Source organism: Brevibacillus daliensis (assembly GCF_021245735.1).
GTDB classification, from domain to species: domain Bacteria; phylum Bacillota; class Bacilli; order Brevibacillales; family Brevibacillaceae; genus Brevibacillus_B; species Brevibacillus_B daliensis.
The window spans coordinates 187,735-208,575 of sequence record NZ_JAJISB010000004.1; the positions used below are offsets into that span (position 1 = coordinate 187,735).

19 protein-coding genes, 1 pseudogene and 2 riboswitches are annotated in these 20,841 nt (G+C 40.0%); of the genes and pseudogenes, 9 read left to right on the forward strand and 11 right to left on the reverse strand.

Annotation, left to right across the window (positions count from 1 at the left end):
- Positions 1-287 precede the first annotated feature (287 nt).
- Positions 288-704: a hypothetical protein gene (locus tag LM917_RS06705; RefSeq protein ID WP_232696863.1), complete on the forward strand. Its 417-nt coding sequence runs from the start codon at positions 288-290 to the stop codon at positions 702-704.
- Positions 705-1,133: 429 nt separating this feature from the next.
- Positions 1,134-1,271 (forward strand): annotated as a pseudogene (locus tag LM917_RS24615) (aminopeptidase); the annotation flags it as partial.
- A 240-nt stretch (positions 1,272-1,511) separates the two neighbouring features.
- On the opposite strand, the gene LM917_RS06710 reads toward LM917_RS24615, so the two are convergent.
- Both LM917_RS06710 and LM917_RS06715 read right to left on the reverse strand, forming a co-directional pair.
- On the reverse strand, positions 1,512-2,549 hold the full coding sequence (locus LM917_RS06710) for a DUF4179 domain-containing protein (RefSeq protein WP_232696715.1): 1,038 nt from the start codon (positions 2,547-2,549) through the stop codon (positions 1,512-1,514).
- Positions 2,542-3,060 (reverse strand): RNA polymerase sigma factor, encoded by a 519-nt coding sequence (locus LM917_RS06715; protein ID WP_232696716.1) that lies wholly within the window; start codon positions 3,058-3,060, stop codon positions 2,542-2,544. Before LM917_RS06715 ends, LM917_RS06710 begins: the two co-directional genes overlap by 8 nt.
- A gap of 492 nt (positions 3,061-3,552) precedes the next feature.
- On the opposite strand from LM917_RS06715, the gene LM917_RS06720 reads away from it, so the two are divergent.
- From LM917_RS06720 to LM917_RS06730, 3 genes are read left to right on the forward strand one after another with little or no spacing between them, the layout of a single operon-like run.
- Positions 3,553-5,961 (forward strand): 3-hydroxyacyl-CoA dehydrogenase/enoyl-CoA hydratase family protein, encoded by a 2,409-nt coding sequence (locus LM917_RS06720; RefSeq protein ID WP_232696717.1) that lies wholly within the window; start codon positions 3,553-3,555, stop codon positions 5,959-5,961.
- 27 nt (positions 5,962-5,988) lie between these two features.
- Positions 5,989-7,167, forward strand: a complete 1,179-nt coding sequence (locus tag LM917_RS06725; RefSeq protein ID WP_232696718.1) for an acetyl-CoA C-acetyltransferase — start codon at positions 5,989-5,991, stop codon at positions 7,165-7,167.
- 41 nt (positions 7,168-7,208) lie between these two features.
- A complete protein-coding gene (locus LM917_RS06730; RefSeq protein WP_232696719.1) occupies positions 7,209-8,987 on the forward strand; it encodes an acyl-CoA dehydrogenase FadE in 1,779 nt (592 codons plus the stop codon).
- Positions 8,988-9,081: 94 nt separating this feature from the next.
- On the opposite strand, the gene LM917_RS06735 is transcribed toward LM917_RS06730, so the two are convergent.
- Together LM917_RS06735 and LM917_RS06740 are read right to left on the reverse strand one after the other, a co-directional pair.
- Positions 9,082-9,651: a GNAT family N-acetyltransferase gene (locus tag LM917_RS06735; RefSeq protein ID WP_232696720.1), complete on the reverse strand. Its 570-nt coding sequence runs from the start codon at positions 9,649-9,651 to the stop codon at positions 9,082-9,084.
- A 25-nt stretch (positions 9,652-9,676) separates the two neighbouring features.
- Positions 9,677-10,300: a TetR/AcrR family transcriptional regulator gene (locus LM917_RS06740; RefSeq protein ID WP_232696721.1), complete on the reverse strand. Its 624-nt coding sequence runs from the start codon at positions 10,298-10,300 to the stop codon at positions 9,677-9,679.
- Positions 10,301-10,603: 303 nt separating this feature from the next.
- Here LM917_RS06740 and LM917_RS06745 point away from each other — a divergent pair, with 303 nt between their 5' ends.
- Complete coding sequence (locus tag LM917_RS06745; protein ID WP_232696722.1) at positions 10,604-11,674, forward strand: stalk domain-containing protein; 1,071 nt, start codon at positions 10,604-10,606, stop codon at positions 11,672-11,674.
- Between the two features lie 71 nt (positions 11,675-11,745).
- Here the strand turns inward: LM917_RS06745 and mtnD are convergent, their stop codons facing one another.
- The 4 genes from mtnD to LM917_RS06765 are packed head-to-tail and all read right to left on the reverse strand — an operon-like array spanning position 11,746 to position 14,859.
- The gene (mtnD, locus tag LM917_RS06750) at positions 11,746-12,258 is read right to left on the reverse strand and encodes an acireductone dioxygenase (protein ID WP_232696723.1); all 513 of its coding nucleotides are present in this window, start codon (positions 12,256-12,258) and stop codon (positions 11,746-11,748) included.
- Between the two features lie 57 nt (positions 12,259-12,315).
- Complete coding sequence (locus LM917_RS06755) at positions 12,316-12,975, reverse strand: methylthioribulose 1-phosphate dehydratase (RefSeq protein WP_232696724.1); 660 nt, start codon at positions 12,973-12,975, stop codon at positions 12,316-12,318.
- 1 nt (position 12,976) lies between these two features.
- The gene (locus LM917_RS06760; protein WP_232696725.1) at positions 12,977-13,648 is read right to left on the reverse strand and encodes a 2-hydroxy-3-keto-5-methylthiopentenyl-1-phosphate phosphatase; all 672 of its coding nucleotides are present in this window, start codon (positions 13,646-13,648) and stop codon (positions 12,977-12,979) included.
- Positions 13,645-14,859 (reverse strand): 2,3-diketo-5-methylthiopentyl-1-phosphate enolase, encoded by a 1,215-nt coding sequence (locus LM917_RS06765; protein ID WP_232696726.1) that lies wholly within the window; start codon positions 14,857-14,859, stop codon positions 13,645-13,647. The genes LM917_RS06760 and LM917_RS06765 overlap by 4 nt, the downstream gene beginning before the upstream one ends.
- Before the next feature lie 124 nt (positions 14,860-14,983).
- Positions 14,984-15,109, reverse strand: a riboswitch (SAM riboswitch).
- Positions 15,110-15,304: 195 nt separating this feature from the next.
- Positions 15,305-15,429: riboswitch (SAM riboswitch) on the forward strand.
- Between the two features lie 11 nt (positions 15,430-15,440).
- Between LM917_RS06765 and LM917_RS06770 the strand changes: the two genes are divergently transcribed.
- Together LM917_RS06770 and mtnK are read left to right on the forward strand one after the other, a co-directional pair.
- Complete coding sequence (locus tag LM917_RS06770) at positions 15,441-16,115, forward strand: DUF1722 domain-containing protein (RefSeq protein ID WP_232696727.1); 675 nt, start codon at positions 15,441-15,443, stop codon at positions 16,113-16,115.
- Between the two features lie 23 nt (positions 16,116-16,138).
- Positions 16,139-17,356, forward strand: coding sequence for an S-methyl-5-thioribose kinase (gene mtnK, locus LM917_RS06775; RefSeq protein WP_232696728.1), 1,218 nt, complete (start codon positions 16,139-16,141; stop codon positions 17,354-17,356).
- Between the two features lie 504 nt (positions 17,357-17,860).
- On the opposite strand, the gene LM917_RS06780 is transcribed toward mtnK, so the two are convergent.
- From LM917_RS06780 to LM917_RS06790, 3 genes are read right to left on the reverse strand one after another with little or no spacing between them, the layout of a single operon-like run.
- Entirely contained in the window at positions 17,861-18,448 is a 588-nt protein-coding gene (locus LM917_RS06780) for a hypothetical protein (protein ID WP_232696729.1), read from the reverse strand.
- Entirely contained in the window at positions 18,381-18,623 is a 243-nt protein-coding gene (locus LM917_RS06785; protein WP_232696730.1) for a hypothetical protein, read from the reverse strand. The genes LM917_RS06780 and LM917_RS06785 overlap by 68 nt, the downstream gene beginning before the upstream one ends.
- A 26-nt stretch (positions 18,624-18,649) precedes the next feature.
- Positions 18,650-19,333 carry a hypothetical protein gene (locus tag LM917_RS06790; protein WP_232696731.1) on the reverse strand — a complete coding sequence of 228 codons (684 nt, stop codon included), beginning with the start codon at positions 19,331-19,333 and terminating at the stop codon, positions 18,650-18,652.
- 695 nt (positions 19,334-20,028) lie between these two features.
- Here LM917_RS06790 and LM917_RS06795 point away from each other — a divergent pair.
- A complete protein-coding gene (locus LM917_RS06795) occupies positions 20,029-20,841 on the forward strand; it encodes a YybI family spore inner coat protein (RefSeq protein ID WP_232696732.1) in 813 nt (270 codons plus the stop codon).

Sequence of the window (20,841 nt, forward strand, 5' to 3'; positions counted from 1 at the left end):
ATTTGGACAAAGGGGAAGAAGTGGAATTATACACGTGCTGGATAGGGGAGGAAGATAAACCCTCTCAACGAAATTTATTCCTGGAAATTGATGTAACAATCTTTCAACTTCCGGATGATTTTAAGCTTATGGACAGACAATAGATTCGGATCAGGAAGGGTTTGTAAATAATATTTGCTAAGAAGAAATAAGTGGGGGTTGTTTGTTGCACTATTTCCCTCTATCATAAAAGGGATGGTCAGTAAATATAGGGGGACTACCCCGATTACTTGAGGTGGTTAAACGGCATGTTCGGATTTGGGAAAAAGCAAAGAAATGTACAGACATATGACGTATTACTTATAGAAACAAAGGAAGCAAGTGAGCGTACCTTTTTTCAGGTTGCATTTTCTTCCAGTGACACGCACGACATTATGAGTATGATTCTGAAATTAGAAAAATCTAAGTATAACAACAAAGAAATGCTAGGTGAGATGGGTAACTTCAATATCATGACCCACTATCAGGGAGTGGAGACAATTGTAATCCACGATCGTGATAACATCAACGCTACACCACTGCAAATTCAAGACTTTGCGAACATGATGCTGCGTCGTTTTGAATTATTGTTAGAAGCAGGCCGTATTGAAGAAACGGAAGATCTGGCATTTTTTATGGGCGAATTAACGATGCTTCGTGATGGTAGCTTTACACTAAGGATGTAAGATCTTACAAGCAAACAAAAACCACTATGTTTCAGTATTAGCTGAAACATAGTGGTTTTTTTAACATTAGAAGCCCCCACCTCTAATCGTTAGCGTAGGTGGAGGGGGGGTCACAAGATCAATCTGATACGTTGGAAACTCTAAAATATTGCTATGTGACTGGTAAAGTGGCTATTGATATGTTTCAGGACTATCTTAATGATAAGCAGCAGGAGTGCCAAATGATTTTTCGAATCAATATATAAAAGAGCATTTCTATCCGAGATGCTATAGAAAGGTGGTTACTATGTAACAATCGATGGTTGAGATCTGCAAGAACGTTCTTCAAGGTTGTTTGGATGTGAAGACTGGAGAGTCCATACTCATCGTAACTGACGATGTAAAAAAGGAACTGGCAGAATCTTTATATAAGGCAGGGGTTATCCTGGGCCTTCGGGAGAAGCATATATTGCACCACTAGAAGGTACGGCATCGGGTCAAATACTGGTAGACGGATCTATTTCTGGAATTGGAAAGCTTGCTTCACCAGTTCTATTGACCATTGAAAATGGCCGAATTACCTCGGCTGCTGCAAGGTGAATTGAAAAAATAAACAGGTAGCAATTTACTAAAGTAAAAGAAGAATCGTACCGACGAAGTGGTCTGATGTTGCTTTACAAGAAAGCTTGATCGAATTGATACTAATAACCTTGATAATCGGATAAAAAAAGAGGGTGTTTTGAAATAGATTCACCAAAACACCCTCGTAAAATATTCTATTGGATTATTCTATACTCTATTGAGTTACTGCCCTATAAATTACCACTATTAAGGTAGTTTAACCTTGAAAGTCTTAAATGTTATATCGTCTTTAATTGGTTTAAATTCAATCACTTTTTCTTTCCCGTCTTGATCGATTTCAACTCCACCACCACCGGTAGGTAATACTAAATATGGAGTAATTGTCAACTCTTTCACATCATCACCAATCGGGTCAAAATAACGATTGCCAGAATAATAATATCTTCCATCTTTTATTTCTCCCATAGTTCCCCCAGAATGGGAACCAATTTCATTTCCTTTTTCATCTACCACTTTGAAATCTAAATAGCTCATCAAATGATTACTATCTATCGCAGAATCCGACTGGAAAGCTATTACTAAACCTGCTGGACTAATTTTTAAATCAGAAATAGTTACATTATTTCCGTTAACAGTCTGTTTAGTATCAATCGCAACAGTCTTAATGTTAGTATGAGCTTGTACAGGAAGAGTGAATTCCCATTTCTCACCATTTTCTCCCGTGAAAGCCAAACCAAGATCAAATTTATCCTTTACATCATTTCCTCGTAGTTCGAAATCGATTAATCCAGTTCTATGGTTTGGATCGATTTGTTGTTCTTTTTGACCACCAGAATAACTTACACTTTCATTGTTAATCTTGATTTCTACACCTAAATGATGATCGTCACTCAACTGTTTTTTTGTTTCGAACGAATATCCAATAGTAATCTTACTACCCTCATAGAACAATTCAGTGACTGTAAGTGCTGTTCCTCCTGCAACCTTTGTTTCGCCGACCATATCTGTTAACCCTAGTTTACTAACTTGCTCCAATCCTTTATTTCCAGATTCGCTAAAAATTGAATTAATGATGGTAGAAGCGAAATTTGCCATTGTTGGTGAAACCGAAGCGGAACCGACTAATACACCTACTGCAATTGCAGCTGCACTAAAGGCAACAAGTGGTTTTTTGAATCTTCTTCTTTGTTCAGATTTCACTTTTTTCACTCCTAACTTAGCACGTTCATGTATATCAGCCGGAATTTTAATTCTTTCCATTTCTTGTTTGACCTTGTTATTCATTAACTCCAACCTCCTTTATACTTTTTCGAAGCTTATCCAATGCACGATATAAAACTGATTTTGCCGTACCTAGAGGTATATCAAGGGTTTCTGCAATATCCTTAAATGAGAAATCCTTATAATACTTCAATATCACTACACTTTTTTCGTTTTCATTTAAACCATTAATTAACTCCTGTATGGATAAGGTAAGAGGTATATCTTCATTACTTGCTCCAAGAAATTCTTCATAATTTGGATTTAGTTGAACAATATTCTTATTTTTCCTTAATGAATCAATAGCACAACTAATGGTTATTTTGATTAACCATGTTTTAAAATACGATGCTTCCCTTACTGTATGGATGTTTTTAAAAGAACGATAAGCCACTTCTTGTAACACATCTGAAGCATCTTCTTCATTTTTAACATATACATAAGCAATTCTATAAATATCTTGTTCATACATTTGAAATAGTTGTAAAAAAGCTTTGTCATTTCCTTTTTGTGCTTTCTTTACTAGCGTATTCATAATCATCACCTTCTTTATTTTCTGTCATATACCTATTAGACGATTAGGCTACTAGTTTGGCTTAAATTTAGTGAAAAAGAATTTTGTTTATCAAAAGTAGAGTACCTTTTGCTATCAAATAGCTAGCTTCTTATTCATCTAAACCCGCCCTTTAGCCCAATAAGAAAAACCGAAATCTAGATTGATTTCGGTTTCAAAACAATGGCTTTTTCTAATCAGTCTATTTTGAAGTAATCGTTTATAAATTCTGAATTTTTCATTGCAACAGGTTCTAAATTCGTTTACAATAAAAAATGAACGATCATTCAGTTGTCGTGTTCATCCATTCCACAAGCGTCGAAAATAAGGCGAATAACAAGTGGAATTTTTTTGTAAACAGATAATGAATGAGTATTCATTCAAGTGTCATAAACTTGATGATTTCCTTATAAAATGAACCATTCATTGCTGTTCACCCCAGTTATACCAATGAGAAACAAAGGAGGAGACTTCATGGAACGCAAAATTCAGAGAGCTGCTGTATTGGGCTCAGGGGTAATGGGAGCTGGAATCGCTGCTCATCTAGCCAACGTAGGCATCCCTACATATTTACTCGATATTGTACCTCGTGAGTTGACAGAAGAAGAGCAAAAGAAAGGTCTGACTCTGGAGCATCCAGCGGTACGTAACCGAATTGCTCAGACAGGGAAAGACCGTTTGTTAAAAGAAAAGCCGGCTCCCCTGTATGACAAGGATTCCATCGGACTCATTACGGTAGGTAACTTGGAAGATGATCTGGAAAAACTGGCAGAGGTAGACTGGATTATCGAAGTTGTCGTTGAGAATTTGGCTGTTAAGAAACAGGTTTTCGCCAAGATTGAAGCGCATCGCAAGCCAGGTACAATCGTCTCCTCCAATACATCAGGTGTTTCGATCAATGAGATGTCAGCGGATTGTTCAGAAGAGTTCAAAAATAATTTCCTAGGAACGCATTTCTTCAATCCACCTCGATATTTGAAGTTATTAGAAATCATTCCGGGAGATCAGACTGATCCCGTTTTGGTTGATTATATGATGCACTTCGGTGAATTTGTACTAGGAAAAGGAACAGTCCTGTGCAAAGACACCCCTAACTTTATCGCTAACCGCATAGGAACGTACGGATTGCAGGTTTCCATTCAAGAGATGCTTCGTTTAGGGCTTGGTGCTGATGAAGTAGATGCTTTGACAGGACCTGTTATCGGACGTCCAAAAAGTGCAACGTTCCGTACATTAGATGTAGTTGGACTTGATACGTATGTGCATGTTGCTAAAAACGTTCGTGATAACTCTGACGATCCAGAGGAACAAGCAGTATTTGAGATTCCTGAACTGTTAGCGAAGATGGTTGAAAATCGCTGGTTCGGTCAGAAGAGCGGACAAGGATTTTTTAAACAGGTAAAAACAGAACAAGGTAAAGAAATCATGGTGCTCGATCAGGAAACGTTAGAGTATCGACCACGCATAAAATCTAAATTTCCTTCACTTGAAGCTGCCAAACAGGGAAAAACACTGGCAGAAAAACACAAAGCCCTTGTGTATGGCAAGGATAAAGGCAGCGAATTCGTGTGGAATGTATTGAAGAAGACATTGCTATATGCAGCTTCCAAAGTTCCGGAAATCGCTGATGACATCGTTGCTATCGACAAAGCAGTGAAATGGGGCTTCGGATGGACAATGGGTCCTTTTGAAACATGGGATGCCATTGGCGTTGAAAAATCAGTTGCTCGCATGAGAGAAGAAGGAGAGCAAATTCCAGCTCTCGTAGAAGAGCTACTCACAAGCGGTAAGACTTCCTTTTATCAAAAGGAAGCAGGGATAGTAGCAGCTTTCCATATTGGCGGCACTTATAAAGGAATGGAAGAAAATAAGGAAATCATAAATCTGGCTGCACTGAAAGAACAGGGCAAGGTTGTCGTGAAAAATGCAGGTGCCTCTCTGATTGATATTGGTGATGGAGTAGCTTGTTTCGAATTTACCAGCCTGAATAACACCTTGTGGGTAGATATTCTGCACATGTTTAATAAAGCGGCAGATGAAGTAGAGAAGAACTTTACAGGAATGGTGATTGGTAATCAAGGTAAGAATTTCTCCGTTGGTCTAAATCTGGGCATGGCTCTCATGGAAGCACAGGATGAGAACTGGTTCGAGCTAGAAATGTTGCAAAAGAAATTCTACCAAACGATTAAACGAGTACGCACCATGCCACGTCCCGTTGTAGCAGCACCATTCGGCATGACATTGGGTGGCGGAGTGGAGGTTTGTTATCTTGCAGACCAAGTGCAACTGGCTGCAGAAACGTATCTGGGATTTGTAGAGGTTGGAGTAGGCGTATTACCGGGAGCGGCAGGAACGAAGGAGATGTTATTCCGTTCCATGGAGAATATTCCAGCCAACACAACAATGCCTGTAGATTTGTTACCCTTTGTAGCTCGTGCATTTGAAACAATCGCTATGGCGAAGGTATCAACCAGTGGTAAGGAAGCTATCAAATTAGGATATATGAGATCGAGTGACCGTGTCTCCATCAATCAGGATCATCTCCTGTATGATGCAAAACAAGCAGTTCTCGAGCTGGATAGACAAGGCTATTCTCCGCCTGTAGAACGCAAGATTCCAGTGATTGGTGAAAGTGGGTACGCAACATTGCGTCAGAACATTTACGGCTTACGTCAAAGTGGCATGATCAGTGAGCACGATGAGCTAATTGCCAGCAAGATCGCCTACATCATGTCAGGTGGAGACGTGCCAGCAGGTACGATTGTGAACGAAACGTACATTTTGGAACTGGAGCGAAAAGGCTTTCTTGATTTGGTGAAAACACAAAAAACCCAACAACGTATGCAGCATATGATTACAAAAAACAAACCGTTGCGCAATTAATAACGGTACCCAGAAGGAGGAGAAAGCATGAGAGAAGTAGTTATCGTAGCCGGTTCAAGGACTGCTGTCGGTAAGTCAAAACGCGGCTCGTTAAAAGATGTGAATCCCGTAGATATGGGTGCATATGTCATACAAGATTTATTACGACGTGTTCCGCAATTGGACCCGTCTTTAATAGAAGATGTAATTATCGGTAACGCTGTACCAGAAGCAGAGCAAGGGACGAATATGGCAAGATTGATTGCACTGCGAGCAGGATTACCAACCAATGTTTCAGGCCTTACCATCAATCGCTTCTGTTCGTCCGGTCTGCAAACCATTGCTTATGGCGCTCAGCAAATCATGTGTGGAGGAGCCGATGTGATTATTGCTGGCGGTGTGGAGAGCATGAGTCTAGTACCAATGGTAGGAAATAAGGTTGCTCTTAATAAAACGCTGGTGGAGACTATGCCAGAAGCATATATGAGCATGGGACACACAGCGGAGCGTGTGGCCGAGCGTTACAATATCAGTCGTGAGGATCAGGACGCGTTTGCTGTACAAAGCCATCAGCGTGCAGCTGCAGCCATAGCAGAAGGTAAGTTTAAAGATGAAATTGTGCCCGTTACAGTGAAACAGGTGCACGTAGATGATGAAGGAAAGCGTCATGAAAAGGAATTTGTCTTCGATACTGATGAAGGCGTTCGTGCTGACAGTAATGTTGCAACATTAGGAAAATTACGTCCAGCTTTCCATGTGAAGGGTTCTGTTACAGCAGGCAATTCTTCGCAAACCAGCGATGGTGCAGCCGCAGTTATCCTGATGGCTAGAGAAAAAGCTGAGGAGCTAGGAATCAAGCCAATTGCTAAACTCCTTTCCTTTACGGTAGGTGGCGTCGATCCTGATGTAATGGGGATTGGTCCTGTCGTAGCGATTCCAAAAGCCTTGAAGCAAGCTGGTCTAACTGTAGATGATGTGGACTTGTTCGAGCTGAATGAAGCATTCGCTTCCCAGTCTCTCGCGGTTATTCGTGAATTGGGACTAGATCAGGAGAAGGTTAACGTAAACGGTGGAGCAATCGCTCTCGGACATCCACTTGGGTGCTCAGGTGCTAAAATTACGGTTTCTCTCTTGAATGAGATGAAACGGCGTCAATCAAAATACGGCGTCGTTACCATGTGTATCGGCGGAGGTATGGGTGCAGCAGGCGTTTTTGAAATGGTGTAAATCATATCGAATCGATAATAATTTGCAAGGGAGAGATGAACATGTCTGATGTAAAAGAAATCGTGCGCGGTGGTAGCTTTCTTATAGAAAAAGGCTCGCTGGATGATGTATATACACCAGAGGATTATACGGAAGAACAAATAATGATCGCCAAAACAACGGAAGAATTCGTAGTAAATGAGGTTCTACCTCATCTGGAAGAGATCGAGCAGCACAAGTTTGAACATACGGTTCGCTTATTAAAGGAAGCTGGTGAATTGGGACTTCTCGGAGCTGATGTTCCAGAGGAATACGGCGGAATCGGCCTGGACAAAGTCAGCTCTGCATTAATTACGGAAAAAATTGCTCGTGCCAGAAGCTTCGGACTTAGTCACGGTGCTCATGTAGGAATCGGATCTTTACCAATTGTATATTTTGGAAATGAAGATCAAAAAACTCGCTATCTGCCAGATCTTGCAACAGGTAATCGCCTGACAGCATACTGCTTAACTGAGCCTGGTTCTGGTTCTGATGCACTCGGGGCTAAAACTACTGCTCGTTTATCAGAGGATGGCACACACTATATTTTGAATGGTGAAAAACAATGGATTACCAATGCAGGTTTTGCTGATGTGTTTGTCGTTTATGCAAAGATTGATGGCGAACAATTCACAGCATTTATTGTGGAACGTGACTTCCCAGGAGTTTCCTTTGGTCCAGAAGAGAAAAAAATGGGTATCAAGGGTTCATCTACTCGTACAGTCATTTTTGATAATGCGCAGGTTCCCGTAACAAATCTGCTTGGTGAGATTGGGAAAGGGCACGTAATTGCCTTCAATATCCTGAATGTGGGACGCTATAAGCTGGCGGTAGGAACAGTAGGCTCAGCCAAGCGTGCTGTAGACATCGCAGCTCAATATGCGAAGGAGCGCAAGCAGTTTAAGACACCGATTGCTAACTTCCCATTGATCCAAAATAAGCTGGCTAGCATGGCAGCGAAAGTATACGCAGCTGAAAGCTCTGTGTACCGTACGGTTGGTCTGTTTGACATTTCTCTCTCCAGCCTGGGTGAAAAAGCAAATGATGGTCGTGAGGTAGCAAAAGCAATCGCTGAATACGCTATTGAATGTTCCATTAATAAGGTGTTTGGCTCTGAGGTTCTTGATTTCTGCGTGGATGAAGGCTTGCAAATCCATGGTGGGTACGGCTTCATGTCTGAATATGAAATTGAAAATATGTACCGTGACTCGCGCATCAACCGAATTTTCGAGGGTACGAATGAAATTAATCGCCTACTCATTCCAGGTACGCTGGTGAAAAAAGCAATGAAAGGTGAACTACCTCTTTTGCAAGCAGCTGCTGGTCTTCAGGATGAGCTAATGAGCTACTATCCTGAAGAAATTGAAGATGCACCCCTTGCTGTGGAGAAGCACCTGATTGATGTCACTCGTAAAATCATCCTGATGGTAGCGGGTTCAGCTTTAATGAAATACCAAAAAGAGTTGGAAAAAGAGCAGGAGCTCTTGTCCATCGCTGCAGATATGCTGATTGAGCTATACTCCATGGACAGCGTAGTAAAACGTACAGAAAAAGCGCTCGTGAAAAACGGTGAAGAGAAAGAACAGCATAAGCTGACAATGACCGCTGTTTACGTTCAGGAAGCATTTGATCGCATTGAAGCAGGAGCGAAGGAAGCACTAGCTGCAATGGAAGAAGGCGACGACCTACGTATGCGCCTCTCCATCCTGAAAAAACTAACTCGCCGTGATTCATTCAATATCATTCAAGCAAAACGTACCATTACTGCCAAAGTTCTTGAAGCAGATGGATATGTAGTGTAAGAGTTAGCTTTATAAATATGGGCAACAAGCTGTCGAAGATAACTTCGGCAGCTTGTTTGCTTTTCATACAGTTTGCAAAATAGGAAAGCTGACTTCATTGAGTTTTGAATGAAACTCCCACGTGTGGTTTCCTCTCTATGTATTCATTTTGTAATAGTCCCATGTAAATGATGTCATGCCAAACACCGCCTCTAAACATACTTTGTCTGGATGCCCCCTCATGTTTGAACCCCAATTTTTCATACAACGTAATAGCTTGTTTGTTAAAGGAAAAGACTCGTAATGCAACTCGGTGCAGGTTCATTTCATGAAAAGCATAATCAAGGAGTAACGTCATGGCTTCCGTTCCAAATCCCTTCCCCCAATGACTTTTTTCTCCGATATCAATAATGCATTCGGCGTTACGGTTTTTAAAGTCGATATTTACTAATGAAGTAATGCCGATAGGTGTATTTGATTTTTTGTCCAGTATAATGTAGCTCTTGGAAGCATGTGAACCAAGTATAACGTGGTTCACAAAATCTCTCGTTTCTTCCATATGATACAAATCTAAAAAAGGGCTGGTAGACTGCATAACTTCCGTGTCATTTCGCCAGACATGATAAAGCTCAGCATCGTTTGCTGTCATTTTTCTCATCACGATTTTGGGTGACTGAAAGATCATAAATAGACACTCCTCTTTTTCTACATTATTTTTCGCCTACGGGTAAAAGCATCGCTTTCAATGAAAATTGAAAGGCTGTTAGCTGTACCTTAACATCCGTTTTTTGTGAACCTAACTGAAAGGTGTCTAACATTAATCCATCTATAAAAGAAATAAAATAAAGGACAATGTGCTCTGGGTCCAAAATAGGTTGAAACTCACCTTGCTTTATTCCTTTCTGTATAAATCCTTTGATCGCATTTTTTATATTGTCATAACGCTCTGTGATGTAAGGGTAGTTTTCTTTATCACGAGCATAATTGGATGTAAGAAAAAATTCTGCCTTAGCTCGAACGAGGGAGTTATTGATCCCTTCTATATTTTTTTGTTGTAGACGAAGCCACTCGGTTAACTGAGTCCATAAAGGATACTCATCAGACGGTTCGAAAAATAAGATATCTTCCTGATCCTCAAACTGGAGCACTTCCATAAAAAGATGATCGATATGATTAAAGTAGGAATAAAGCCCACCTCTGGACATTCCGGATTCATCCATAACATCTTGCATAGTAGCGTGAGTATATCCTTTATTAATAAACACACGTTTCGCTGCTCGCAATAAGTCTATTTTTTTTTCTTTTTTATAGGCTTCACTTACTTTTGGTGACAAAAAATTTCATCTCCTTTGATAGGAATAAAATAGAAACGATACTCTTTTTATAGTTATCATATTAAACGACATTGGTGTCGTTTTCAATAAATATAAATGTAATTCTCAAATATAAATGTAATTCTCGCTTAATAGAATGAGTTTGAACACACGAAATAAAGAAATTAACACCACGAAAAAAAGTTATTTTTTCTATGAAACGTTTCAAAAGTACGTGTCGTCAAAGAGTTAGACAGCAACAAAGAAACAACATTGCTGCAACGAAGAAAACAATAGAAACAACAATCACTGGAGGTAAACACAATGAATAAATCTATGAAAATCCTAAGCACAGCAATGCTAACAGCGGTAGTTGCTACCGGTTCTCTTACTGCTTATGCAGCACCAGCTGCTGTTACACCAATTTCTGCACAAGTGACAATTAAAGAAGGAGCAAATAAAGATTTTTCTATAGTAATTAATGGTGAAAAAGTGACTGGGGAAGTTTTTGGAGATAAAGGTGTAATCATGGTACCGCTTCGTACGATCACTGAAAAACTAGGTTATGAAGTAACCTGGAATCAAAAAACAAAAACCACTGAAATGACAAAGGGTGCTCAATGGACGACTGTTACAGTAGGTCAAGATAACTATAACTTTGCGAAAATGAGCATTAAACTTGGAAAAGCACCGGCTATGAAAGCAGGTACTACTTATGTTCCACTAGATTTCTTTGAAAAAGTATTACAAAAACAAGTAGTCGTAGGGGAAGATGGAACAATCCAAATCAACGATGAAATGCAACAAGTAGCTAAAAAAGGTAGCATTACAAACATCAACCTGGAAAATAAAGATGGCAAGCTACAAGGCGAAATTTTGATGAATGGTAACAGTAACGGTATTCGTCTGAACATCACAGATGAAACTGTAATCGTTAATCAAAAAAATGAAGCGTTGAAAGTAGAAGATCTGAAATTGGGTCAATCTATTGAAACAGTAACATCTAACTTTATGACAATGAGCCTTCCTCCAATGACCAATGCAGAGAAAATCGTGGTAATGGACGAAGAAATTGCACCAGTTGTTCTAGGTACATTCGGTGAAGTAGTTGACTTTGACTTGAAAAAATTAGCTGATGGTACACAAAGACTAGTAATCAAAGGTGAAAAACTAAACGATCAATCCTATGATACGATCGCTCTAACTATCACTGAAGATACTCAAATCATCGATGCAAAAAACAACGCTCCTTTAAATTTGGAAGCACTGCGCAATGGATCAAAAGTATACGGCTTCTATGGTCCAGTGGTAACAAAGAGTAACCCTGCAATCGGTCAAGCAATGAAAATCGTAGTTGAAGTAAAACCTGAAATTGAACCTATGCCAGCTCTTTAATTGCAAGCATAGCTTATAGCAAACATAAAAAAGAGTCTTGATCAACAAACCGATCAAGACTCTTTTTTCATTTAATAAATGGCTTCCCAGCCAGCAGGGGTTACGAATAATCTGATGGCGATAATTTTACGGTCATCCATCAAGGTAAAGTAGTGGCGATAGGAGGGTGGGACAGAAATCAAATCACCAGCTGAGAGCTGAACATCGAAGTAACGACCATCTTTTCCTTTAATAGCAAAGATACCGTGACCATCTACACAGAAACGTACTTCATCATCCGTATGATGGTGTTCTTTGACGAAGTTTTTCAGCTTTTCATCTAACTGTGGTGTTAAGTCGCTTAGAACAATTACATCTGCTGTTTTGTATCCACGACGGTCGCTGATTGCTGTGATCTCAGGTTTAAAGGCATCCAGGATTTGTTGCTTATCTTCTTCACTAGGGGAGTAATTGCTACGCAGTTCTGCGTCAAGTCTATTAACTCCCCAATGCTCATAAATCACTTCCTGTGAAGCAAGAAAATCCTCAACTGCTGTTTGATCTTCCAGATATTCATTGTTGTCATGAAAACGTACTTTTGCCATGGGAGCGTCCCTCACTTTTCGTATTTTGATTATTCGGATAATGATTGAATTGAACGATCAGATGGCTATGCTAGTAGCCGCGGAGTTAGCTTGTGATACTTGCAAGAGACGGAGCTGATATTCAAAGAGGAATTCAAAAGCCTCTACATGACGCTTAGCCTCAAAATCATTGCGTCCCCAGGCATAAATGCCATGATTGCGAATCAAGACACCTGGTATTCCGGGACGGATTGCCTCTTTGATTGCTGCTGCGAGTTTAGGGATGTCAGCATAATTTTCTACAATTGGCACTTGAAGAAGAATGTTCTCTTCCCATAATCCCAGACCTTTTATTAATTCCTGTCCACGAATGTGAAAGAAGCCCTGACTCGCATAAATTTCTGAGATGACATTGTTAGGGATGGTATGGACGTGAAAGCATGCGCCAGCATCAGGGATGTTCTGGTAAACCACCGCATGAACCAAGGTTTCAGCGGACGGCTTTAACGTGGTAGGTTCGACAGGAGTAGCATCACCATCTACGATCAGGTAATCCTCAGGAGTCAATTTTGTTTTGTCCTTGCCGCTCGCTGTTACGGCGAATTGTAAGGGTATATCACAAATCTTAATGGACAGATTACCGCTTGTTCCTGGGAACCAATCACGACGGGCGAACTCCAATTTTACCTCATCTAGCTGTTTAAACGCTTTATTACGTTGTTCCAATGTCACACTCATATCACGAAACCCCCAATTTCACTTGACTTTTTTTTACAGCGTCAATAACCTCGTAAAACGTTGTAAAAGGCTGATATGGTAAGTTCTCTTCTTCACATTTTTTCAGTAGCAAAGAACGGGCAATGACATAATCAGCGAGTCGGGATGCTGCCAAATCAGTAATACTGTCGCCAATCACAACACGTGTATATAGGCTTGCATCATAGCTTCGCAAAATGGTTGTTTTACACATACCACAGTTATTCTGGCAATGTTCATCGCATGGGTGAGGCCAGGTAATGCGGATTTGTTCCTCGCTAAAATCACTTCCGTTGCAGAAAACTGGTCCTGTCAGGTTAAACGGTTCAAGGATTGGGTGCACAAAAAAGTTAATGCCTCCGCTTGTTATGAGCAGTTTAATATCGTACTCCTCACAGTATTGAACGAAGGGACCGAAGCCTTCACGAACCGTTGCTTGTGAGAGGGCAAATTGTGTGACCTCCTCTTTTTGAGAAGAGGGTATCGAGGCAAATAACCTGCCTACCCCTTCCTGAATGGAGATTTTTTGGCTGAGAATTTGTTCCGTTAACTCTTCCCATCCAGGAGGATTAAACTGACGCATGATCGCTACGATATTATCTTTTTCTGTAATAGTTCCATCAAAATCACAAAAGAGTACGAGTTGCTTCGTCATGAATGTCCTCCCCATTTATCTAGTGCCAGTCGCAATGCTTCATGCTCGGTTGCTGTGTCAGATAATTTTTTTCCTTGCAGTGTGGCTTCGATGGCAGCTAGAAAAGCAGTTCCACCAGCAGCAGCGCCTTTGGGATGACCATGTACACCGCCCCCGGCATTAATAACCTGATCTAAGCCAAAATCCTGATAAAGCTTCGGTACCATTCCCGGGTGAATTCCAGCGGAAGGGACAGGGAAGGAAGGTTTCAAGGAACCGGATGAGCTGATCAATTGTTGAACAAGTTGGCTGGCATCGGTCTGGGCCATCGCTACATTTCCATATGGTGATGGGAAAAGAACAAGATCAGCACCAGCTAATCGTTGTAAGGTGCCTAGCAGTAGAGGTGCGGCAATGCCATAATCGGCACTTGGATAAAAAGCACCAGCTAAAGCTGGGTGAGCCATGATGGGCACAGTAATATCTGGATCTTCTGCAAGCTGTTGTAACAGGTCTAAACCGTAAACGAGACCATTGAAAAGCAGGCAGGAGGCACCTGCTTCGATCGCTTGCTTTGCTTTATCTATCAGTTTCGTGCTAGGTCCGGTCAGGTTGGCAGCATATAAGACGGGTTTTCCTGTTTTTTGTGCTACATCTTCCCCGATTTCCTTAAACCGCTTGATTCGGGTAAGGAATGGTGCTTTATCATCTTGAAAGAAGATCTCATCATCTTTAATCAGGTCAACGCCACCCTCTGCCTGAGCGCGAAATTGCACTTCCAGTTCCTCAAGTGAAAGACCCGTACATGACTTGAAAATACTCATAAACAACGGTCGATCGAACACGCCAAGGCGTTCACGAACACCATGAATACCGTATTTTGGGCCAGAGAAACGTTCTAAGAAAGCGGGAGGCAATGATATATCAAGAAGCTTGATTTTGCCATCCATGGAAAGCTTGCCAAAAACTCCGGTTAACAAAGAGGGGATATCGGGAGTAAAACAAGCGGAAGGATAGCTAATCGTGATTAATCCGCGTGTTTCTCCTGTTTCGAGTACATCGAGCGGAGCAATATGAGCTACTTCTCCCAAATAACTACGTAGCTGCTCCTGTTTAGCGAGTGGTAGGTCGGTCCAGGAACCGACGGTCATGCCAACCGCAATGCCTTCTGCTTTTTTCTGTAAATCTTTTGCTTGCGTTAAGTAGGTGACCAAAATACGTTCCGTACTCATAAGGCGCCTCCTTTATTTATGATTAAGTTGATTTCGATATGGAATGTTCGGAAGGGTAATCATTCTGATACGAAAAAAAGCCCCCTTCAAGAGAAGGAGGCATCTGTTTATATACAGGCTTCTTCTCTTATTTCTCGTATAGCAAAAAATAACTATACGCAGGATTTAGCACCGTTTCGCATCCGAATAAGCAGATGCGAGGGTTGCCGGGCATCATAGGGCCAGTCCCTCCGCCTTCTCACAATAAGAGTATTATGGATTTGGTAAAATTCAGAAACTTTAAGTTGCTTGCTGAAAATCTTAATTCTTTTTTCCGAAAGAGTCAATCCCTTCTTGGATGAAAAAATATTTGACAGAAAGTTTGTGCATGTGTATATTTCTTGGTAAAGACTTTGACTTGTCAATGATGAGTTCATGATCGATAATGAATAATTTCATAATGGATACCTTATCCAGAGACGGTGGAGGGACTGGCCCGATGAAACCCAGCAACCGACATATCCCCAGTAATAATTGGGATGTGCACGGTGCTAATTCCTGCAGATACAAATTTATTCTGGTAGATAAGGGGGAAACGTAGCGTGATTACAACGTGTACAAATGACCTCTTTTCTTTGGAAAAGAGGTTTTCTTTTTCTTCAATTAGCAAAGCTTGGTGTGAACAAATCTGGGCAGAACATAAATATTGGGTGATGCTTCGATCATATCGTCGATACAAGGAATTAGCGAAAGCGTTTCGAATTCAACACCAGGAGGCACGGATAAATAGAGATCATGACTGGACTTCCTTTGCCTCGTATTTACTTGGTCAGTTCGAAGAGATTGGTCAGATTGCTGTGGAAGAAGGAAGTGCTCGCAATGCCTTACAGCATGCCTTTGGTCACATAAGCACAAATTTAACACAACAGGAAAGTGGTTCCTGGCATCTTTTGCTTGCTACAAACTGGCAAGAAGCATATCGCATTCTTTTTCTATTAGCTATGGAGCATGGTGACGAGTATGTAGTAAGATCCCGGTTATTCTCGACTGGCTGCGATTATAGTCATACCTGGGTTCGCTTTCGGGGCAAAGACTGGTTTGTTTCCAAACAGGAATCAGGTTGGAGCGTACTTACTCAGGATGAGGTAAGGGAACGGATTAATCCTTATCATGTTCAGGATCTCATTCAATATCGGTTGATTGCTGAAATGGATGGAAGACTCTGTCTGTTACCAACATATGAGAAGATCATTGCACATGTATCAGAAAAAAGGTAGATGGGAAAAAGGGGCGAAAGAAGATGGGATATCGTGCATTATCAGAAAAAGAAGTCGTTGATTACGTACAAAAAATAGATGGGATTTTTCCTGCAAATAGCAATCTGGTTAGTCAGGAAATCGGTGATGGGAACCTAAATCTTGTTTTTCGAATCAAAGAGGATGGGACGGACAAGAGTGTCATTGTGAAACAGGCACTACCTTATGCACGTGTGGTAGGAGAATCCTGGCCGTTAACCCTGGATCGTTCTAGGATTGAAGCAGAAGCGTTGCAGATTCAACGAAAACTGGTGAATGATTTAGTGCCAGAAGTATTCCATCATGACAGCGAGCTGTCCCTTACCATCATGGAAGACGTGGGTAACCATACCTTACTACGAAAAGGCTTGATTGAAGGTGAAAAGTATCCACTATTTGCTAAGCAAATAGGTACTTTTCTCGCCCAAACGCTATTTTTCACCTCAGATATAGGCTTACATCCGTATGAGAAAAAGGCTAACGTAAGCCAATTTATCAACCCAGAGCTATGTAAAATAACAGAAGATTTGGTGTTTACAGATCCGTATGAGGATCATGAGACAAATAACTTTAATCCATTGATTAGACCTGAGGTAGAGGCAATTTGGGAGAATCATGAATTACGCAAGGAGATTGCGAAGCTGAAATTCGGTTTTCTGACGAAAGCAGAAGCCTTATTGCATGGGGATTTGCATACAGGAAGCATCTTTGTCACCAAAATCTCTACCAAGGTGATTGATCCTGAATTCGCTTATTATGGTCCGATGGGCTTCGACATTGGGGCAGTAATTGCTAATCTACTACTTAATTATGCAGGTCAGCATGGATTAAAGAATGATGAAGCAGATCGTGAGGAATATCGGGAGTATCTTCTAGATACAGTAGAAGCTGTGTGGAATGAGTTCGTATCCCAATTTGTTCGTTTATGGCATATTCATGCAGAAGAAAGAAGCGCGCGAGTACCTGATTTATGGCAGGATTATGTGCTAAATCTGTTGCAGGATGCAGTAGGATACGCGGGATGTAAAGTATTGCGCCGTGTCATTGGTCTTGCTGGCGTGGCAGATCTGAACAATATTCCTGATGAAGAAAAACGTGCAGAAGCAGAGAGACTTGCATTGGAAATAGGTCAGGCACTGGTGTTAGAACGTAATGGGATTGAGGAGATTTCCGATGTGACGGAGCTCGTACGTAGAGTTGCGAAGCAGATAGCAGTACGATAGGTAGTAGGATGAGGGAAGGGTGAAACTACCCAAAGTAAGCTGCTCTGTAAGGGTAGCTTTTTTTCTGGTTTTTAGGGAGGTGCTCCTTTTTTACTGTAGGAAAGTACTACTGTAGTGGGCGCAGAAGAAGCACATTTTTTGTCTGCAAACTCGTTAAGGTCCAGCAAGGGGGCGAAGACTGTCCGCTACTCGGCAAAGAGTGCGGAAAGTGCAAAATGGAGATATTGCTATGCAGTGTCCCAAGGATTGCACTTTTTAACCCGCACTCTTTGCCGAGTAGCTAAGTAGGACCTTACATAGTTCTGGACAAAAAATATGCTTCTTCTGCAAAGGGCTTCAGGGGGTTAACAAACTAGATACAAAATCTACAGCATGAAAAACCAGCTTCTCTTTTCACACGGAGCGGACAGTCTAATCCCTCGTAGGGCGAAGACTTTTAGCGAAGAGTGAAGAGAAGCTGGTCTTCTCCATGAAAGTAGGGCAGTCGATTGATCTATTTCAGGGCTAGGGGAAAAATGTAGAATCAACAGTTGGCAAGGAATTTGCTAAATTAATAATTTTTTGTTCACTTACATTTCCTGAAACAACAATTGTTTTTCCGGTATCAAAATAATACAAATACTTATTTTTTAACCGATCAGTAGTAATATACGCTTCATTCCCATTGCTTAAAGAAATTTTTTCGGAATTAGAACTTTCAACAAAAGGAACTCGATTATATACGGTGATTGTAACTATTACTTTTTCATCTGCAAATGTCCAAAGTTTTATATTTTTTTCTGGTATTTTTAAGTTAAGTGCATTGAACTTTCCCATAGGTAAATCTAATCCTTCTTTATCTGAGAAATCTTTACCTCCTTGTAACCTTTGAAACCCATTAATAATCCATTTATTATTAAACTCATAGAGAAAAATCGCATAATTATTTTTCCCTTCAGGGGAACGAATAGCAACTATACTACTACTACCTAGTGTAGTTTCGAAAATTACAGAATTTTTTTCGGGATTTGCTTTTTTTCCATCCTTAAATGTGACTTCGTACTGATGTATTATAGCTTCCCGAAGGGGAGGAGATATTTTCAGGTGATTCAAGTACTGTTACCGACTCCACTTCTTTATCTTTAGTTGCCTCAGATTCTTTATTAGGAATATTTTTATTTTGAATTATTGTTTCTATATTTTGGCTTTTTATATTTTCTTGCTGACATCCTAATAAGAAAACAAATATAAATAGGAGTAATAAAAGTAAAAGTAATTTAAATCTCATTCAAATAACTCCCCTCCTAACTGTTATTAATATTTTTCCGTTTTTGCTAATTTGGCTTTATATTTTGGACCTTTAACTTCTATGTTTACATTATCTTGTATTTTACATGTATTTGTTACATAATAGTATTCACCTTTACAAGTCTCAGTGTGTGCACCATAATCAATCCATCCCCAATCGCCAGGTCTTACAGTGATACTAGTTGATTCATGTGTCTTCCACGTTACGCTTCCTCCTATTTCAAACCCTACTTCTCCTTTTATTACTCCCCAATTGACTCCACTTTTCCCAGTTACTTTCCCTGTAACTGACGTATCAGTAGAAAGTGAAGATACTTCAGTTAGATTATCTTTTGTCTTATTAATCACTTTAGTACCAGATTTTCCAAGTTGAAAACCACTATCTGTTCTCTTACCGCTAAATACCCATGTTGGATCACACGCTGTAGTAGGGGTTATATTCTGGGATACTGAATCCATGGAATAATCATGTGGTAAATTTGTAACATTATCTTTACTTACAAAATTAGTAATTTCTTCTGTTGGAACTTCATATTCAACGCCATCAATATAGTAGTAGGCACCTTGAATATTATCAGTATTAGTATCCGAACTAGCATTTGCAGTTAGTTCACCTGAAGTTACTAGAGAAGATCCAATAATTGTTGCTGTGGCTAATGAAAATAGTTTAATTTTTTTAATTTTTTCCATTTTTACCATTCTTTATATTTTTTTATATATTTAACCTAACATAGTTCTGAATTACAGTAAATATAAAAATATAAATTTTTCCATTTACTTTAGGTTTCATTTTTTTAGTGTAAATGTAGCTTTGGAATAAAGTTTGATAAAAAATATCGTGTAAATTCTTAATTTAGAAGCAAATAAAAAGAAACCATTTTTAATAAAGATGAACTGTGACCCTCTGGCGGGTCATTTGCGTTTTTATCAACTGATCAGAAAAGAGCGATGAAAGAATTTATGAAGAAAACGAGAGGTACTTCAAAGCATTTTACTGAGCATGAGTTGAAACAACTAGAATCTAATCCTAATGTTCAGAATGTAACGAACAAAAGCATTACATATGCCCCAGATTTTAAGTTGGCGGCCGTAAGGGCTTACGAAGATAGGCAAACACCCATGGAGATCTTTCTTAGAGCTGGATTTAACATAGAAATCAACGGTAAAGAGAAACCTAAGAAATGCTTAAAACGCTGGCGCGATGCATATAAGAATCGTGGGGAGATAGGGGTTTTGGAGAATCAACGAAGATTGAAAAGAGAAGCTGGTTTTCACCACCAAAGTAGGATGAATATCCTTGTTTTGAACATAACGATTGCATGTTTTCTTTCGTTTAGGAGATTGTATTAGAGAAATCATACAGTCAAAAACTAGGGTGAAAGGAAATGAACAGCATGAACATACTCCCCATCCCCTTCATTACTCTACTAGCATTTTCTACTATTACGCAAGAACTACCAGTTAATAAGGAAATCGAACCGATTTGGATGGTTCAGCAACTATCTGATTATTTATGTCATACAGATACAAAGAGTGACGTAAAGTTAATTGCCCATCACTATCAAAAATCTACAAAATTCGCTAAGTCATGGGAAGTAAGAACCGAGAGACAGGTGTTCCCCCTAAACAATGAAAGATGGTATGCAGCAGCAGATATGGAACTAAAAGATATGATAGGGGACCACGCAAAAGAAATACTTGTCTATCGTTATCATGTAGGAAGCTCTTATGCGGTTGGCTTACATGTTTTTTCGTGTAAAACAGGCAAATGGGTTGAAATATTTCATAGCCCTTCCCTCATTCAATACGATCCTCGTGATACGGAGCGGTTCGAAATGACCTATCTGGGAGGTTATCAGCTACAGTTTCATGATAAGTTGACTGACCTGAAGGCACACTTATCCCTTTCCAAAGAACGATATATGGACATCGAGAATAGGGAAGAATCTTTGAAGCGATTACGTGCATGGGTTGATCCTGTAAGTCATTACGAATTCCGTGATAGCAACGGAGATCATCAAAAAGAAATACACACACATCAGCATGTATATGGTCTATGGCATACGGATCACTTAGGTACGTTTGTCACTATTTATAAATTTGATCAAAAGCATGGAGCATATCGAATTAAAGAAGTAGCATTCCAAGAGCCGAACAAGAAAATTTGTTCAAGAAAAGTTATTTTGGATTCTCCATAA

Bases quoted from the DNA above. Each gene is read 5' to 3' on its own strand.
- LM917_RS06705 (WP_232696863.1), top strand. From the start codon at position 288: ATGTTCGGATTTGGGAAAAAGCAAAGAAATGTACAGACATATGACGTA.
- LM917_RS06710 (WP_232696715.1), bottom strand. From the start codon at position 2,549: ATGAATAACAAGGTCAAACAAGAAATGGAAAGAATTAAAATTCCGGCT.
- LM917_RS06715 (WP_232696716.1), bottom strand. From the start codon at position 3,060: ATGAATACGCTAGTAAAGAAAGCACAAAAAGGAAATGACAAAGCTTTT.
- LM917_RS06720 (WP_232696717.1), top strand. From the start codon at position 3,553: ATGGAACGCAAAATTCAGAGAGCTGCTGTATTGGGCTCAGGGGTAATG.
- LM917_RS06725 (WP_232696718.1), top strand. From the start codon at position 5,989: ATGAGAGAAGTAGTTATCGTAGCCGGTTCAAGGACTGCTGTCGGTAAG.
- LM917_RS06730 (WP_232696719.1), top strand. From the start codon at position 7,209: ATGTCTGATGTAAAAGAAATCGTGCGCGGTGGTAGCTTTCTTATAGAA.
- LM917_RS06735 (WP_232696720.1), bottom strand. From the start codon at position 9,651: ATGATCTTTCAGTCACCCAAAATCGTGATGAGAAAAATGACAGCAAAC.
- LM917_RS06745 (WP_232696722.1), top strand. From the start codon at position 10,604: ATGAATAAATCTATGAAAATCCTAAGCACAGCAATGCTAACAGCGGTA.
- mtnD (WP_232696723.1), bottom strand. From the start codon at position 12,258: ATGGCAAAAGTACGTTTTCATGACAACAATGAATATCTGGAAGATCAA.
- LM917_RS06755 (WP_232696724.1), bottom strand. From the start codon at position 12,975: ATGAGTGTGACATTGGAACAACGTAATAAAGCGTTTAAACAGCTAGAT.
- LM917_RS06760 (WP_232696725.1), bottom strand. From the start codon at position 13,648: ATGACGAAGCAACTCGTACTCTTTTGTGATTTTGATGGAACTATTACA.
- LM917_RS06765 (WP_232696726.1), bottom strand. From the start codon at position 14,859: ATGAGTACGGAACGTATTTTGGTCACCTACTTAACGCAAGCAAAAGAT.
- mtnK (WP_232696728.1), top strand. From the start codon at position 16,139: ATGGGATATCGTGCATTATCAGAAAAAGAAGTCGTTGATTACGTACAA.
- LM917_RS06785 (WP_232696730.1), bottom strand. From the start codon at position 18,623: ATGAGATTTAAATTACTTTTACTTTTATTACTCCTATTTATATTTGTT.
- LM917_RS06790 (WP_232696731.1), bottom strand. From the start codon at position 19,333: ATGGAAAAAATTAAAAAAATTAAACTATTTTCATTAGCCACAGCAACA.
- LM917_RS06795 (WP_232696732.1), top strand. From the start codon at position 20,029: ATGAACAGCATGAACATACTCCCCATCCCCTTCATTACTCTACTAGCA.